Consider the following 16,015-nt stretch of genomic DNA (forward strand, 5'->3'; position numbering starts at 1 on the left):
AGATCTGGCCTCTTCGCGAGCAGGCTCGCTCCCACAGGGAACCATTGTCGAACACAAATGCTGTGCTCACTGAAGATCAAATGTGGGAGCGAGCCTGCTCGCGAATGCGGTAGATCAAACAACAAACTTTCCTAATTCTGCACTTTCCTTTCGCCCACAAAAAAGGCCGTTTCCTCATGAAAACGGCCTTTGCGAAGTAGTAAAAGACCGGCAAAAAAACGTTAAGTTCCACCCAAAAAACAGTAACTTGCAATATTGTATACATGTCGTGTTATTCGTCGGATTTCGATTGTCACGCCCATTCCAGAGCCTCAGGATCGCGCCGTCATCCCCTTGAGGTTCCTCCATGAAGTTCTCCTCGATTCTCTTGTTGTCCCTTGGCCTGGTCAGCGGTTTCGCGTCTGCTGGCGGCACCACCGAAGCCGGTGTAGGCGGCGCATTGGGCGGGGTTCTAGGCTCGGTCGTCGGTCAGTCGTTAGGCGGCAGTACAGGTTCCACCATCGGCGCGGCCCTGGGTGGCGCGGGTGGTAGTGCCGTCGGCGCAAACAAACACAGCCGTGGCGAAGCAGCCATTGGCGGTGCGTTGGGTGCAGCGGGCGGTAACGTGGTCGGCCGCAGCGTGGGCGGCACCACCGGCAGCCTGATCGGCGCCGCAGCAGGCGGCGGCGCCGGTGGCGCGCTGGGTAACTACATGGGCAAAGAGTACGATAATGATGACGACGACGATCGTCGTTCGTATCGCGGCCATGGTGACCGTCGTTACTACCGTGACGGCCATCCAGGCCGCGGTCATGCCTATGGCCATCGCAAGCACCACCACAAGCATTACCGCGACTAAGGCCTTGAGCGCCTCGCTGATCAGTACAGTAAAAATCGCAGCCCAAGGGCTGCGATTTTTTTTGCCTTACTGAACCACCAGACGCTCCAGCGCCCCGCGTAACCCGGCAGGAATCGCCACAGGTTGATTCGACGCACGATCGACAAACACATGCACGAAGCGCCCTGCCGCACAGGCTTCATCCTCGCCTTGCTTGAACACGGCCAGTTCGTATTGCACCGAGCTGTTACCCAACTTGCCCACGCGTAGACCGATCTCGATACGGTCCGGGAACGCAATGGAAGCAAAGTAATCACAGGAGGAGCTCACCACGAACCCCACCACCTCGCCGTCATGGATATTCAGGCCGCCGACTTCGATCAGGTAAGTGTTCACCGCCGTATCGAAGAAGCTGTAATAGGTGACGTTGTTGACGTGACCGTAGGCGTCGTTGTCGTGCCAGCGGGTGGTGATGGGCTGGAAGTGGGGGTAGTCGGTGCGTTGGGGCATCAGCGTTGCATCCTGGAATGAGTTCACCAAGTCTAAGGTGAAAACCGCGTTATCGTTCTTCGCGAGCAGGCTCGCTCCCACATTCGATCATCGGCGAACACACATTTTGCAGACAATGAAGTAACAATGTGGGAGCGAGCCTGCTCGCGAAGGCGCCCTGACGGGCGCCACATCAATCACTTGTCAGCAAACTCCTTGCCCGCCGCCGCCAACTCGCCAATCAACCGCGCCGGATTCCAGTGATCGCCCTGACGCGTCTCAAGGTCGATCAGGCGCCGATGGATATCCGACAGCCCTTGCTGATCAGCCCAGGTCATCGGCCCGCCCTTGTCCGCCGGGAAACCGTAACCATTGAGGTAGACCAGATCGATATCCCGAGCCGATCCGGCAATGCCTTCCTGCAGGATCTTCGCGCCTTCGTTGACCAGTGCCAGCAAGCAGCGCTCGAGAATCTCCTCCGGGCCGATCTCGCGACGCTGAAACCCCAGCTCTTCACTGACTTGAAGCACCAGTGCATCGACCTGCGGATCGTGCTCGGCCTGACGGCTGCCCGGTTCATAGTGGTAAAAACCGTTGCCACTCTTTTGGCCGAAACGTTCCATCTCGCACAGTCGGTTATCCACCTGGACTTCAGGCGCATCCTGCCCGACACCGGACAGTTGCCGCGCGCGCCACTGCAGGTCGACGCCCACCACGTCGAACATGCGGAACGGCCCCATGGCGAAACCGAACCCTTGCAGCGCTGCGTCCACCTGGTAGGGATAAGCCCCTTCCAGCAGCATTTTCCGCGCCTCGAGTACATAGGTATTGAGCATGCGGTTGCCGATGAAACCGTCACAATTGCCCGCCACTACACTGACCTTGCCCATGCGCTGGCCGAGCGCCAGCGCCGCGTCGAGGACTGCCGGAGCAGTCTGTGCGCCACGGACGATTTCCAGCAGCTTCATGATGTGCGCCGGGCTGAAGAAATGCAGGCCCAGCACTTGCTGTGGCCGGCGTGTGACTGCCGCGATAGCGTCGATGTCCAGCGCCGAAGTATTGCTCGCCAGAATCGCCTCAGGCTTGAGCAGGCCATCGAGTTCACGGAAGATTTTCTGCTTGAGCTCGAGGTTTTCGTACACCGCTTCGATGACCAGGTCGACATCACGGATGGCCACATAACCATCGGCCGCCGTTACCCGCGCGAGACGGGCGTCGGCTTCTGCCTGATCAATGCGGCCCTGACGCACGCTGTGGGCATAGGTGTCCGCCACGGTTGCCATTGCCTGTTCCAGCATTTGCGGATTGTTGTCGACCCACTGCACGGCCACCCCGGCGTTGGCCAGGCACATGACAATGCCACGGCCCATGGTGCCCGCGCCGATGACGGCGGCGCGCTGAATATTCGACGGTGTCTGGCTCATGTTTTGTTCTCTTGTTGGCGATCCGAAGACAGCCATCACCATAGTCAGCCACCGCGTTTTTTTGAAATTTATTCCTGTGATGAGCAACATTCAGCGGATGGATATAGCCCTTTGAGTACACCGTAAATCCCTGTGGGAGCGAGCTTGCTCGCGATGGCGATTTGTCAGTCACCATCACTGTTGAATGTGCCGGCCTCATCGCGAGCAAGCTCGCTCCCACAAGGGTTGTGGTTCAGCCTGCCAGATGCCGCTCGGCCCAGCTGCGTACCCCGGCATACGGATAATCTTCCAGCGCCGCAAACCCGGGAATCGCCCGTGCCTTGAGTTTGGTGAACAGCGGCACACTGATCCCGCAAAGAAACCGCGTCACGCGTTCAGCCGAAGGCACGTTGCCCGTGTGCTGCTCGTGCCTGTGGATAAAGTCGCCACACAACGCCTCGAAATTTTTATCCACAAGCGCCGGCAATTCCGGTGGTGCCGGTAGCCGCGCCACTTGCCCATGACACACCGAACAATGGCCACATTGCTGCGGAGCATTGTGGTCGCCGAAATACTCGGCCAGGCGATAGCCCAGGCAACGGTCGGTGGCGAACAGATCCAGCATCGCGTGAATCCGCGCGATCTCGGTGTGTTCATGCCGAGTGAAATAACGGTGCAGCTCTTCGCTCAACGCGGCGCTGTCAAACCCGCTTTGCAGCACGCTGTAGACCTCGGTCATCTGCTTGCTTTCGAGCTCCACCCAACCCTTCTCCTGGAAGTAGTCCAGCGCCTTGACCACCCGACTGCGCTCGGCCTGATGCTGCTCGTGCAACGTCTCGAAATTCACCGTAGCCCAGGTCCGGGCGCGGCTGGAGGTCTGGATGATCGCAGCGACAAAATCCCTGCGCTCGCCTTCAAAACGCGCCAACAGCGCCTCGGGCTCCTCCAGATACTTGAAACGATACTCGGCGTAGTAGGCGTAACGCGGTGCGATCAACCCACGCAGTTCGAGTTGCACCAGCAAGGTCTTGAGCGGCAATTGGCGAATATTGCTCTGATCCGCCAACGGCCCCAGCAGAAACTCCCACTGCCCTTCGGGTGCGGCGGCAAGCATCTCGTCCAGCACGCAACGGATGCCATCGAGCTCGGGGGTGTCGCCGTAGACGAAGTTCTCCAGCACGTTGAGGCTGTCGCGGTTGGCCAATACCAGGCAGTCCGACGGTTGCCCGTCACGCCCGGCGCGACCGATTTCCTGGCTATAGTTTTCGATGGATTTAGGCAGGTCGAAATGCACCACATTGCGGATGTCGCTTTTGTCGATGCCCATGCCGAAAGCGATGGTGGCGACGATGCAATTGGACTGCCCGCCCATGAAGCGACGCTGGATCGCTTCTCGTTGTTCATGGGGCAACCCGGCGTGATAAGCCTCGGCCTGAATGCCGTTGCGGTTCAGGTGTTCGGCGATGTGTTCCGCCGTTTTCTGCAGGGTGACGTAGACGATGCTCGGCTGGTCCGCACGCTGGTTCATCCACTCGACGAGGCGTCGGCGCTTGTCCGCTCCACGAACCGGCTCCACCAGCAAATTGAGGTTCGGGCGATAGAAACCGGTGGTCACCACATCGTCGGCGGCGATGGCGAACTTCGCCTGCATGTCGGCGATGACCCTGGGCGTCGCCGTTGCGGTCAGCAGCAGCACCTGAGGGATATTGAACTGGCGTTGATAGTCGGGAAGCTTGAGGTAGTCCGGGCGAAAGTTGTGCCCCCATTCGGAAATGCAATGCGCCTCGTCCACCACCAGCAGCGAGATCGGTACTTGCTGCAGAAAATGCCGGAAGCGTTCGTTCTTCAGGCGTTCCACCGAGATCATCAGAATCTTCAGTTCGCCGGATTTTGCCCGAGCCATGACATCGCTGGCGTCTTCGCGGCTCTGGGCCGAATCGATACTGCCCGCCGAAATGCCGTGGCGTTGCAGGAACGCCAGTTGATCCTGCATCAACGCCAGCAACGGCGAGACCACCAGCGTCAGGTGCGGCAGCAACAGCGCCGGCAATTGGTAGCAAAGGGACTTGCCGGAACCGGTGGGGAAAATCGCCGCCGCCGAACGCCCGGCCAATACGGCACTGACAGCCGCCTCCTGACCGGGTCGAAACTGTGGATAACCGAAAACCTGTTCCAGGGTGTTGTGCATAAGCTGTCACTCCATTGACCGCTGCGGAGTCAAAAGCCTAGCCGGCGATTGCAGCGAGTCGAGAAAAGGTCGGGGGCGAAAACGATACGGGATGATACAGCGTCCCAACCCAGCGATCCCTGGCCATAGGTTGAAACACAGAAGGCACTTTGCCCACTGATCTCGGCCTTCCGTCAGCCGGTATGGTTTACCGCCATCAACTTCCGCCAGGTGTCCATCATGCAGGAAGCGTGAGATACGCGGATCCTTATCAAGGAACGACCATGTCCCAAAAACACTTTTTTCCGCTTGCCTGCACGCTCGCACTCCCCCTTCTTTTGAACGGATGCCTGACCGTCCCGCAACAGCCTTCCCTGGACACGGCAGCCTTTGAAACGCCGGAGTATCAGGCCCAAAAAGGTCTGGCGATTGTCAACGCATCAAGTCTTTATGCCCGCGGCGGCACCGGCCAGGGAGTGGCTGTCGCACTGATCGATTCGGGTCTGAACAGCGGCCTGCCGGCGTTTCGAGGAAGGCTCCGTGATCCGGGTTTTGACCATGTCGAGAATCAGGTCGGCACTTTTGATCGGGTCGGCCACGGCACCCAGATGGCCGGCATCCTCGCAGCCAACAAGGATGACCAGGGCATGCACGGCGTCGCATTCAACGCACAGTTGATCCCCTATCGCTTCGGCGACGATAACGAGCCATTTTTCTTCGACGGTGAAATCGCTCAGTCCTGGCAAGCAGGTTTCGACAAGGGCGCGCGCATTCTCAACAACTCGTGGGCCAACGCCATTCCTGCGACCGAAATCAACGAGGCGCGTTACAAGCAAGTCATGCCGCAATCACTGGTGACCGCGCGCAAACTGGTGGAGGACGGCGCCGTCTTTGTTTTCCCTACCGGCAATGAACTGAAACGAGAGCCCTTGGCTGAACCCGGCTTGCCTGTCGCCCTACCCGAACTGGAAAAAGGCTGGATCGCGGTGGTTGCGTTGAAAAACGACGGCAGCGCCATCAATGCCAAATCCAACTATTGTGGCGTGGCGGCAGCCTGGTGCATTGCTGTACCGGGTGGCGACTCCGGTGCAGGACAAGGCCTGCTGACCACCAACAGGGATGGCACCTACACCCAGACGGCTGGCACCTCGCCTGCTGCCGCGCTGGTCAGTGGAGCATTGGCGGCACTGCAAAGTCGTTACCCCGAGCTCACTGCGCAGCAAGTGCGCGAGCGTCTGCTGGCAACGGCGAACCGGACTGGCCTCTATGCCAACAGTGAAGCGTACGGTAGAGGCTTGATGGATCTGGAAGCAGCCTCGCGCCAAGCGCCAAAGGTCATGACCGAGTAAGTCTGTATGGGTCGTTCGGCAGCGTCGAGATAACCTCGCCAGTCTGAACTACCCACACGACTCAGGCCCCTTGTGGGAGCGGGCTTGCTCCGGGCGGTGCTCCGACGAAGAGGCCAGCACAGCCACTGTAAAACTCGAAACACCCGACATTGTCCGAGGCACCCTCTACCGAGATTTACTGCGAAACGACTGAGAACGCTGTAAGCATTTTTACCTCTCGCCAGTTCACGTTGAAAACCCACCAACAACCTGTAGTCCCCTTCCTCCAAATATGACAAAACCCTTACAAAGCCTGTCGACCTCAGCCGTCTTGTCCCCCAACACCATCCGCTCCTATAGTTTCCTGCGCGGCTGAAAACAGTGTCTCGGCCTGCCGGGAACACTTGCCGATTTCGCAAAGGACGCACTCAATGAAAAGCCCCGACTCACTGACAACCCGCTACCACCCGCTCAAGACCCGCTACAGCGAAACCCCGGTGCTGGTCATCGATACCGAGGCCGATCCCTACGAGATCCTCGACGCCGCTCGACAACGCATCCGCGCCGCCAGCGACCTGCTCGAAACCCTTTACTGCACCTGCTTCAAACAGGCCGAAGCGAGCGACATCCCCAATATCGTCAGCGCCCTGTACCTGCTGACCCAGGACGGCAACGACCTGCTCGACATCGCCCGCCAGCGCTTGCCGAACCTCACCATCTGAAGAACACGATCCCCTGTGGGAGCGAGCCTGCTCGCGAAAAACGATAACGCGGTCCACTGTGGATAACGCCGTCAGCAACAACCTATAAAAGCTTCGGCAAGGTCCTACAAAACAAGACACCTTGTCGGCTATCGATGACCAGTCACTCAATCCTATAGTCCAGAGTGTCGCTGCCAAATCAGCGACTCGGGTTTGGTCACCTGAAAATGAGAGAAAACTGATGCATGCGCTTGTATGCTGCCGACATCTTTTTGTCGGCACGCTTTATGGCGGCTGTGTTTGGGACGCTTCGGCGTACCCGGGTTATCTCTCCCTGGTTTGACCAACCTGAACACAGTCCGCCTCCCATCGCTTGGTCACGATAGCGGCGGTTCATCGGCTACTAAAAGAGAAAATCCCTATGAACAAATGGAACCCGTTCACCAACGAACGCTATCTCCCACTCCACACCAACCTCACCGATTCCCCGCCCCTGATCATCGATACAGAGGCCAACCCCCAAGACATCCTCGAAGCCGCCCTCCAACGCATCCGGGCCTCCAGCGAGCTGCTGCAAACCCTGCACTGCCAATGCTTCAAACACGGCGACCTCGAAGACATCCCCCACATCACCCATGCGCTCTACCTGCTGACCCAGGACGGCTGCGACCTGCTCAAAGTCGCCCAGCAACGCATGCTCAACTGGAAAGCCCCGGTCTGACGTTGCGTGAAGATCAGTTCCCATGTTCTGCATGAGAACGATCAAAACAACAAAAACTGATCCAATGGACAAAAAGCATGGAAAGCCGTCATCGAGCGCAGGAAATAACCATGAGCAAGTTTTTTAATGAGCTAATGGAAAGCGTGCAACAGATGAACGAGATCCTGCGGGATGAACGTCAGCTTTCCCCGCGACCTGAATGCATTGAGCCCAGGAACGATCAAGTCAGTCGCTCCTTCCTCTCGCGATCGGCAACCCATAAGATCCACCCAAGCCCAACCGGACACCCCGCAATGAACCTCGCCCCCAACTTCCCGGACGACCACGCCATGCAACTGCTCATGCAGTTGCTGCACGAAGAACTCGGTCTGCCCGAACGCAAAACCATTAGCCTCAACACCTCGATCAACTTTGATCTGGGCTGCGATGGCGCTGATGCTCGGCACCTGATGGAAGCACTGGAAGAACAGTTCGCCATCGACTTCGTCGACTACGATGCCTATCGCTACTTCCAGCCTGAAGGCTTTGATGTGTTTCTCAAGCGACGGGCGAAGGGGCGTGGCGATAAGGTTCCACTGACTATCGAAATGTTGTACCAAGCGATAAAAGCGCAACGTTGGGATACGCGAAAGTTGGAAGGGATCGATTGATCGCGTAAGTGTCATTATTCTGGCCGTTTGAAGCCTTTTCAGCTGGAATAATGCTAGCTGCGCCTCAAATCCTCCGAATCGCACCCACAAAAAAGCCGCCCCGAAGGGCGGCTTTTTCGTTAGCTCAATCCAGCACTTACAACTTCGGACCCGCAGCCTTGATCGCGTCGCTCACTTCGAACTTCTTGAAGTTCTCGATAAACAGGCCGGCCAGTGCTTTGGCGGCTTCGTCGTAGGCGGATTTGTCGGCCCAGGTGTTGCGTGGGTTCAGCAGGCCAGTCTCAACGCCCGGTACGGCCAGTGGCACGTCGAGGTTGATGGTGTCCAGGTGCTCGGTCGCGGTACCGATCAGCGCGCCGCTCTGGATCGCTGCGATCACGGCACGGGTGGTCGGGATGTTGAAGCGTTTGCCGACACCGTAGCCACCGCCGGTCCAGCCGGTGTTGACCAGGTAGACCTTGGAGCCGAAGCCGCGGATGCGCTTGATCAGCAGCTCAGCGTATTCGCCAGCCGGACGCGGGAAGAACGGTGCGCCGAAGCAGGTGGAGAAGGTCGACTTGATGCCGCTGCCCGAACCCATTTCAGTCGAGCCCACCAGTGCGGTGTAGCCGGACAGGAAGTGGTAGGCCGCCTGTTCTTCGTTGAGGATCGACACTGGCGGCAGCACGCCGGTCAGGTCGCAGGTCAGGAAGATCACAGCGTTCGGCTCACCACCGAGGTTCTTCTCGGAACGCTTGGCAACGTGCTCCAGCGGGTAGGCGGCGCGGCTGTTCTGGGTCAGGCTGACATCGGCGTAGTCGGCGTGCTTGGCGTCGTCGATAACGACGTTTTCCAATACCGCGCCGTGCTTGATGGCTTTCCAGATAACTGGCTCGTTCTTCTCGGACAGGTCGATGCACTTGGCATAGCAACCGCCTTCGATGTTGAACACAACGCCTTCGCCCCAGCCGTGTTCGTCGTCACCGATCAGGTAACGACTTTCGTCGGCGGACAGGGTGGTCTTGCCGGTGCCGGACAGACCGAAGAACAGGGTCACGTCGCCCTCTTCGCCGATGTTGGCGGCGCAGTGCATTGGCAGTACGTCGGCAGCCGGCAGCAGGAAGTTCTGCACCGAGAACATGGCTTTCTTCATCTCACCGGCGTAACGCATGCCGGCGATCAGCACTTTCTTCTGTGCGAAGTTGATGATCACGCAGCCGTCGGAGTTGGTGCCGTCACGCTCTGGCACGCATTCGAAGTTGGCAACGTTGAGGACCTGCCACTCGTCACGACCCGCCGGGTTGTACTGAGCCGGGTTGATGAACAGGCAACGGCCGAACAGGTTCTGCCAGGCAGTCTGGGTGGTCATCTTCACGGCCAGGTAGTGCTCGGAAGCCGCACCTACATGCACGTGGGAAACGAAATGCTCTTGCGCGTTGTTGAAAGCTTCAACACGGTCCCACAGGGCATCGAACTTGTCGGCCGGGAACTTGCGGTTGATCGGGCCCCAGGCGATGGCGCCTGTGGTGCTCGGCTCATCAACGATGAAACGATCGACTGGTGAACGGCCGGTACGGTGACCGGTACGAACAACCAGTGCGCCGGTATCGGCAAGCTCGCCTTCACCGCGATTGAGGGCTTCTTTAACCAGATCATCAACACTCAGATCGGTGTACACGGCATTGTTGGCTTGCGTCATGAGGTTCCCCGTCGGCCAGTGGCCGAGTGCTCCAAACGTTTTTGTAGTAGAAAGTCGTGCACTACTACCGCGAAAAAAGTGGGCCGGATTATGCCAGAAAAGCCCAAAAAGAGTAGGCCCCTCCTGTCGTAACGGCGTTAATCCGGCGGTAGCCAGTGAAATTACCTGCGCTGAACCGTTTTAGTGACGGGTATCTGACGGCGTCTCGATACCCGCGCCGGCGAACAATTGGGTGACATCGGCGGCATCGAACAGGTAGCGCTGATTACAGAACTGGCAATCGATTTCGATGTTGCCACCGTGTTCGACCACCAATTGCTGCGCATCTTCCACACCCAGACTGACCAGCGCATTGGCCGAACGTTCGCGCGAGCAGCTGCAGCGAAAGCGCAACTTCTGTACATCGAACAGGCGCACCTGCTCGTCGTGGTACAGGCGATGCAACACGGTTTCGTTGTCCAGGCCCAGCAGTTCATCGGCGGTCAGCGTGCCGCCCAGGGTGGTGAGGTGCTGCCAGCTGGCGGCACGCTCGTCTTCGTCCTTCAAGCGGTCGGCCGGCAGCTGTTGCAGCAGCAGGCCACGGGCGCGACGGCCGTCGGCGTACAGCCAGAAACGCGTGCCGATTTGCTGGGACATGACGAAATAGTTGGTGAAGCATTCCGACAGGGTGGCGCCGTCGAGGTCGACGATGCCCTGGTAACGCTGGCCCTGAGTCGGGTCGATGGTCAACGCCAGCACACCGTCCGGCATCAGGTCGGCCAAGGTCGCGTCAGGTGCGATACGGTCCGCGTCGTAACGGGCCAGGCCACGGATGTCGCGCTCGCTCGAGCACTCGATCATCAGCAGCGGGATCGGGCCTTCGGAGCGGGCTTGCAGAATCAGCAAGCCATCGAACTTCATCGCGCCGACCAGCAACGATGCGGCCGCCATCAGCTCGCCGAGCAGTTGCGCGACCGGCTGCGGGTAGGCGTGTTTGGCCAGGACTTCGGCGTAGCTGAGCTCCAACGAGACCAGCTCGCCACGGGTGTCGCTGTCATCGAAGATGAAGCGTTGGGTGAAGTCGTTATCCGGTAGGTCAGTCATTAGTCTGGGTATCTGAATGGGTAACAATTGGTTACAACGGTGAAAATCGTGCGTTGGCAGCACCGGTGGGTGCACAAGCTCAGCCATGTCCGGCATTTTAGGAGCAATCCGCGGTTTGCTCCAAACAAGGGGGCGAAGCGCAATCCTTGTCCTCAGATGCTACCGGCCTTTTGGTTATGGCCTATGGATCAGAGGCTGTGGTGATTTTCGACGAGTGGCTGTTTAACCGCTCGATGTGCCGCTGGCGAATCCCACGATATGGTTGCTAACCAGGGCAATTGCAAGTGCCTTTAAAAGATCGCAGCCTTCGGCAGCTCCTACATGGGTTTGTGCGGGTCCCTGTAGGAGCTGCCGCAGGCTGCGATCTTTCAGCCATCGTTGCTGCTGCCACGAAACTTGAACAGATCCCGCCGCTGTTTCTTGCTCGGCTTGCCATCGGTGCTCACGCCCAGGGCGCCTGCCTTGCGCTCGGCGGCGGCGTTTTCGCGCTTGGCGATGCTGGCTTGCGTTTCGGCGTACAGCAGCTGCGCCTCCGGTGCGCCACGGCGAACGATCGACAACGCCTGGACCACCACCGTGCGCTCCTCGAAGCCGGTACGGATCACAAACTCGTCGCCGACCCGTGGTTCTTTACCCGGCTTGCAGCGTTCGCCCCGGCAATGCACTTTGCCGCTTTCAATCGCCGCCTTGGCCAGGGCGCGGGTTTTGTAGAATCGTGCAGCCCACAACCATTTATCGAGGCGGACTTTGTCGTCCTCTTCGTTTTTTTGTGCCATGGGATTTCCTCATTCTGAAATATTGGTGAACTGTACTACCGTTTCTGACGTACCAAGAATTTCACCGGCTCGGATTACAATACCGACATTCCATAACCTCCTGGCGAGGCTGGAAATCCGGGCCGTAGATATCTGTCGCCTTTTAATCATTATTCTGCGTGAATACCGCGAATCCGGCCGCGTGCGGCCCGAGCGGTTTCTACCGGTTGAGCACTTTTGAAGACATTTGACCATTTGACCGTTGTCGGTCTGCGCGAGTGGGTGGCGCTCCCGGATTTGGGAGTCGCCGGCCTTCGGGCAAAAATCGACACCGGTGCCAGCACCTCAAGCCTCCACGCCACCGACATCGAGCTGTTCGAGCGCGATGGTGAGCAGTGGGTGCGTTTTACCGCCCACCTGGGTTCCGTCGTACAACTACGCCACCGGCGCTGCGAAGCACCGTTGGTGACGATGAAAACCATTAAAAGCTCAAACGGTCACGCGCAGGTGCGATACGTGATCAGCACCACCCTGGCCCTCGGTGATCGGGTCTGGCGGGTCGAGTTCACGCTCGCCTGCCGCAAGTCCATGCGTTATCGCCTGCTGCTCGGCTCCAAAGCCCTGATCCACGGCCAGTTGGTGGTCAATCCGGGCATCAAGTATGTACAAGACAAGCCGGTGTTCCCGGTATCTACCTCCTCCACAGGTGTTGCATGAAGATCGCTGTGCTGTCGCGGAACCCGCGTCTGTATTCCACCCGCCGCCTGGTTGAAGCCGGTACTGAACGCGGCCATGAAATGGTGGTGGTCGATACCCTGCGCGCCTACATGAACATCGCCAGCCACAAGCCGCAGATCCACTACCGCGGCAAGCCGCTGGAAGGTTTCGATGCGGTGATTCCACGTATCGGTGCGTCCGTGACCTTTTATGGCTGCGCCGTGCTGCGCCAGTTCGAAATGATGGGGGTGTTCCCGCTCAACGAATCGGTAGCCATTGCCCGCTCGCGGGACAAGCTGCGTTCGCTGCAATTGCTGTCCCGTCGCGGGATCGGCTTGCCGGTGACCGGGTTTGCCCACTCCCCCGACGACATTCCCGACCTGATCGAAATGGTCAACGGCGCGCCGCTGGTGATCAAGGTGCTGGAAGGCACCCAAGGCATCGGCGTGGTGCTGTGCGAAACCGCGACCGCCGCAGAATCGGTGATCGAGGCGTTCATGGGCCTCAAGCAGAACATCATGGTCCAGGAGTACATCAAGGAAGCCGGTGGTGCGGACATTCGCTGCTTCGTCGTCGGGGACAAGGTGATTGCGGCGATGAAGCGCCAGGCCAAACCCGGCGAGTTTCGCTCCAACCTGCATCGCGGCGGCAGCGCGAGCCTGATCAAGATCACGCCGGAAGAGCGCATGACGGCGTTGCGTGCAGCCAAGGTCATGGGGTTGGCGGTGGCGGGTGTGGACATCCTGCGCTCCAATCACGGGCCGCTGGTGATGGAAGTGAACTCGTCGCCGGGGCTGGAAGGGATCGAGACCACCACCGGCAAGAACGTGGCGGGGATCATCATTGAGCATCTGGAGAAGAATGGCGGGCCGAATATGACGCGGACCAAAGGCAAGGGTTGATTCTGAATTTTGTGGCGGCAGGGATGCCGCCATCGCGAGCAAGCTCGCTCCCACAGTGATCTTCAGTGGACATACAATTTGTGTTCAACACGATCACTGTGGGAGCGGGCTTGCCCGCGAAGGGGCAATCAGCCCCACTGAAAAAATCAGGTTTTAAACAGCATCCCGCGGCAACATCAACCCCAACGGCAAGCGCACCCGCGCTTCCAGTCCACCGCCCGAGCGGTTACGCAATTCAACATTCCCGCCATGCATCGAAGCAATCCGCTTCACGATCGCCAGCCCCAACCCGGTGCCCTTCCCGCCCCGGGCACGATCACCACGGGTGAACGGGTTGAAGATCGCTTCCAGTTCCGACGGATCGATCCCGGCACCACGATCCATGACGCTCAGCACCACGTACGGTGCGCTCACATCCCCAGACACGTACGCCGCCACCTCCACGCCGCTGCCGGCATGATGCAGCGCATTGCCGATCAGGTTGTTCAACAGTCGCTTCATCGACACACGACGCAACGGAAACGGCTGAATCGGCTCCAGGCGCAGCCGCACTTTCTCTTCATTCTGGTTGTAGGGCGCAGCGACTTCGCGGACCAGGTCGCTCAGGTCAACCTCCTCCACCGACTCGTCACGTCCGTCGCGAATGAACGCCAGGAACTGATCGAGAATCGCGTCCATGTCTTCGATATCGCGCACCATGTCGTCGGTCAGGTCGGTGCGATCGCCCATCAATTCCAGGGACAGACGCAACCGGGTCAACGGCGTGCGCAAATCATGGGAAACCCCGGCCAGCATCAGCTCACGCTCGCGACCGGCCTGCTCGACATCCTCGGCCATCTGGTTGAAGGCGCGGTAAACCTCGGTCATCTCACTGGGCGTATCGCTGATCGGCAGGCGCACGCTGCGCCCCTGGCCCAGTTGCCGCGCGGCATACACCAGACGTTTCAACGGTTGATTCAGCTGGCTGACGAAAATCCAGGCCGAAGCAGTGGAAAGCAGACCAATAGCGAGGAACCAGCCCAGTACGTTCCAGATTTTCTGGCCGCGCAACGGATGGGGATACAGCGGTACTTTCAGCCAACCATCGCCCAGACTTGGCGCCCGCACCCACAGCGCCGGTGGCGAATGCATGCGTAGCCGGACTTCAGTGTCGGCACCCAGCTCCGCCTGCATCTGCCGCTGGTAGATCTCGCTGTAAGGCCAGTGTTGTTCGCCTTCGGGCACACCGGCACCCACCACACGGATCAGGGTCGCGGCCTCGGCGATCTTGTCGCGGTTTTCTTCATCGGCAGCCCAATAGGCGCGCAACGTCAGGGCGACACCGTGGCTGTACTGGCGGTCCACCAGCACGTCTTCGTTCATCAGCAGATAAACCAGGGTCAGCGCCTTGGAGAAGAGAACGACGATGAGCACCAGCCAAAGGGTGCGGGAGAAGAAGCTCTGGGGGAACCAAACGGGGGTTTTCATGGATAACCGTTAAACACTTGCAGGAGAGAGCGATGCTCGCATATTGCGGTTTGCGAGTCTGCGGACAGGATCGATTGATCCGGTGTCCGCAGACTCGCTCCTACACATCGCCAATCACTTGGTGGCGGTACCATCCGGAACAAACACATAACCCACGCCCCAGACAGTCTGGATGTAACGCGGTTTGGACGGATCGGGCTCGATCATCCGGCGCAGGCGGGAAATCTGTACATCGATGGAACGCTCCAGGGCATCCCACTCGCGGCCACGGGCCAGGTTCATCAGTTTGTCGCGGGTCAGCGGCTGACGCGCGTTCATCACCAGAGCCTTGAGTACCGCGAACTCACCGGTGGTGAGCATATGCACTTCTTCGCCGCGCTTGAGCTCGCGGGTGGCCAGGGACAGCTCGTAGTCACCGAAGGTCACGCTTTCGTCTTCGCTGCCCGGGGCGCCTGGCACCGGTGCCGACTGGCGACGCAGTACCGCCTTGACGCGAGCCATCAGCTCATCCGGGTTGAACGGCTTGGCCAGGTAATCGTCAGCGCCCAGTTCCAGGCCCTTGATGCGGCTCAGCTCGTCGCCCTTGGCGGTGAGCATGATGATTGGAATCTGGTTGTTCGCGTTGCGCAGGCGGCGGCAGGCGGTCAGGCCGTCTTCGCCGGGCAACATCAGGTCGAGGACGACCAGGTTGAACACTTCGCGCGCCAGCAGGCGATCCATTTGCTCGGTGTTCGGTACGGCGCGGGCGCGGTAGCCCTTGCTGACGAAAAAACGTTCCAGCAGGCTGCTCAGCCCCGGATCGTCGTCAACGATAAGAATTTTTTCGCCTTCAGCAGTTTGTGCAGTGCTGCTCATTGGATGCTCCTTTGATCTCGGCGCGCATTATGGCGTAGCTGCCGTTATACGCACCGTGTGCATTGTTAGCAGATTTTTCCTTTAGTGCCAGAAAACCGGCCATTGCACCGGCAACCCATGATGTCCCCGAACGACAGATCGCTGGTTATAATGCGCGGCCTTTTGTGTCAGGCAACATCAGACAGGTACTACAGACAGACGTCATTTATTTTCATGGCGTCGGCAGTAATTGTTCGATTTCACGGGTCAACGGGATACCTTTTGATCCAGGTAGCGGCGCAG

The 16,015-nt window shown here is 59.1% G+C and carries 15 protein-coding genes; 7 read left to right on the forward strand and 8 right to left on the reverse strand.

The features are described from left to right. Positions 1–346: 346 nt before the first annotated feature. On the forward strand, positions 347–838 hold the full coding sequence (locus AC3WJW_RS05835; RefSeq protein WP_102700234.1) for a glycine zipper domain-containing protein: 492 nt from the start codon (positions 347–349) through the stop codon (positions 836–838). Between the two features lie 66 nt (positions 839–904). On the opposite strand, the gene AC3WJW_RS05840 is transcribed toward AC3WJW_RS05835, so the two are convergent. The 3 genes from AC3WJW_RS05840 to AC3WJW_RS05850 all read right to left on the reverse strand — a co-directional run bounded on the left by AC3WJW_RS05840 (position 905) and on the right by AC3WJW_RS05850 (position 4,897). Next, positions 905–1,327 (reverse strand): acyl-CoA thioesterase, encoded by a 423-nt coding sequence (locus AC3WJW_RS05840; protein WP_102700233.1) that lies wholly within the window; start codon positions 1,325–1,327, stop codon positions 905–907. A 176-nt stretch (positions 1,328–1,503) separates the two neighbouring features. Further along, positions 1,504–2,730 carry a 3-hydroxyacyl-CoA dehydrogenase gene (locus AC3WJW_RS05845; RefSeq protein WP_493725413.1) on the reverse strand — a complete coding sequence of 409 codons (1,227 nt, stop codon included), beginning with the start codon at positions 2,728–2,730 and terminating at the stop codon, positions 1,504–1,506. A gap of 232 nt (positions 2,731–2,962) precedes the next feature. Continuing rightward, positions 2,963–4,897 carry a RecQ family ATP-dependent DNA helicase gene (locus tag AC3WJW_RS05850; RefSeq protein WP_493725414.1) on the reverse strand — a complete coding sequence of 645 codons (1,935 nt, stop codon included), beginning with the start codon at positions 4,895–4,897 and terminating at the stop codon, positions 2,963–2,965. Positions 4,898–5,160: 263 nt separating this feature from the next. Here AC3WJW_RS05850 and AC3WJW_RS05855 point away from each other — a divergent pair, with 263 nt between their 5' ends. From AC3WJW_RS05855 to AC3WJW_RS05870, 4 genes are all read left to right on the forward strand, one after another. Beyond that, positions 5,161–6,225, forward strand: coding sequence for a S8 family peptidase (locus tag AC3WJW_RS05855; RefSeq protein ID WP_493725522.1), 1,065 nt, complete (start codon positions 5,161–5,163; stop codon positions 6,223–6,225). A gap of 410 nt (positions 6,226–6,635) precedes the next feature. Beyond that, positions 6,636–6,926, forward strand: coding sequence for a hypothetical protein (locus AC3WJW_RS05860; RefSeq protein WP_493725415.1), 291 nt, complete (start codon positions 6,636–6,638; stop codon positions 6,924–6,926). 400 nt (positions 6,927–7,326) lie between these two features. Next, a complete protein-coding gene (locus AC3WJW_RS05865; protein ID WP_493725416.1) occupies positions 7,327–7,626 on the forward strand; it encodes a hypothetical protein in 300 nt (99 codons plus the stop codon). Positions 7,627–7,919: 293 nt separating this feature from the next. Continuing rightward, entirely contained in the window at positions 7,920–8,276 is a 357-nt protein-coding gene (locus AC3WJW_RS05870) for a DUF1493 family protein (RefSeq protein ID WP_493725523.1), read from the forward strand. Positions 8,277–8,412: 136 nt separating this feature from the next. On the opposite strand, the gene AC3WJW_RS05875 is transcribed toward AC3WJW_RS05870, so the two are convergent. The 3 genes from AC3WJW_RS05875 to AC3WJW_RS05885 form a co-directional block, all read right to left on the reverse strand. Beyond that, the gene (locus AC3WJW_RS05875; RefSeq protein ID WP_493725417.1) at positions 8,413–9,954 is read right to left on the reverse strand and encodes a phosphoenolpyruvate carboxykinase; all 1,542 of its coding nucleotides are present in this window, start codon (positions 9,952–9,954) and stop codon (positions 8,413–8,415) included. A 180-nt stretch (positions 9,955–10,134) separates the two neighbouring features. Next, entirely contained in the window at positions 10,135–11,037 is a 903-nt protein-coding gene (gene hslO, locus AC3WJW_RS05880) for an Hsp33 family molecular chaperone HslO (protein WP_102700226.1), read from the reverse strand. A 368-nt stretch (positions 11,038–11,405) separates the two neighbouring features. Then, a complete protein-coding gene (locus AC3WJW_RS05885; protein WP_493725418.1) occupies positions 11,406–11,813 on the reverse strand; it encodes an RNA-binding S4 domain-containing protein in 408 nt (135 codons plus the stop codon). 216 nt (positions 11,814–12,029) lie between these two features. Between AC3WJW_RS05885 and rimB the strand changes: the two genes are divergently transcribed. Both rimB and rimK read left to right on the forward strand, forming a co-directional pair. Then, positions 12,030–12,509, forward strand: a complete 480-nt coding sequence (gene rimB / locus AC3WJW_RS05890) for a retropepsin-like aspartic endopeptidase RimB (RefSeq protein WP_007972870.1) — start codon at positions 12,030–12,032, stop codon at positions 12,507–12,509. Next, a complete protein-coding gene (gene rimK / locus AC3WJW_RS05895; protein ID WP_007972871.1) occupies positions 12,506–13,411 on the forward strand; it encodes a 30S ribosomal protein S6--L-glutamate ligase in 906 nt (301 codons plus the stop codon). Before rimB ends, rimK begins: the two co-directional genes overlap by 4 nt. A gap of 153 nt (positions 13,412–13,564) precedes the next feature. Here rimK and AC3WJW_RS05900 read toward each other — a convergent pair whose 3' ends face one another. Both AC3WJW_RS05900 and ompR read right to left on the reverse strand, forming a co-directional pair. After that, complete coding sequence (locus tag AC3WJW_RS05900) at positions 13,565–14,878, reverse strand: ATP-binding protein (protein ID WP_493725419.1); 1,314 nt, start codon at positions 14,876–14,878, stop codon at positions 13,565–13,567. A gap of 114 nt (positions 14,879–14,992) precedes the next feature. Beyond that, positions 14,993–15,733, reverse strand: a complete 741-nt coding sequence (gene ompR, locus AC3WJW_RS05905; protein ID WP_007972873.1) for an osmolarity response regulator transcription factor OmpR — start codon at positions 15,731–15,733, stop codon at positions 14,993–14,995. Between the last annotated feature and the right edge of the window lie 282 nt (positions 15,734–16,015).

This window comes from Pseudomonas sp. GW821-FHT07G06, assembly GCF_058986625.1.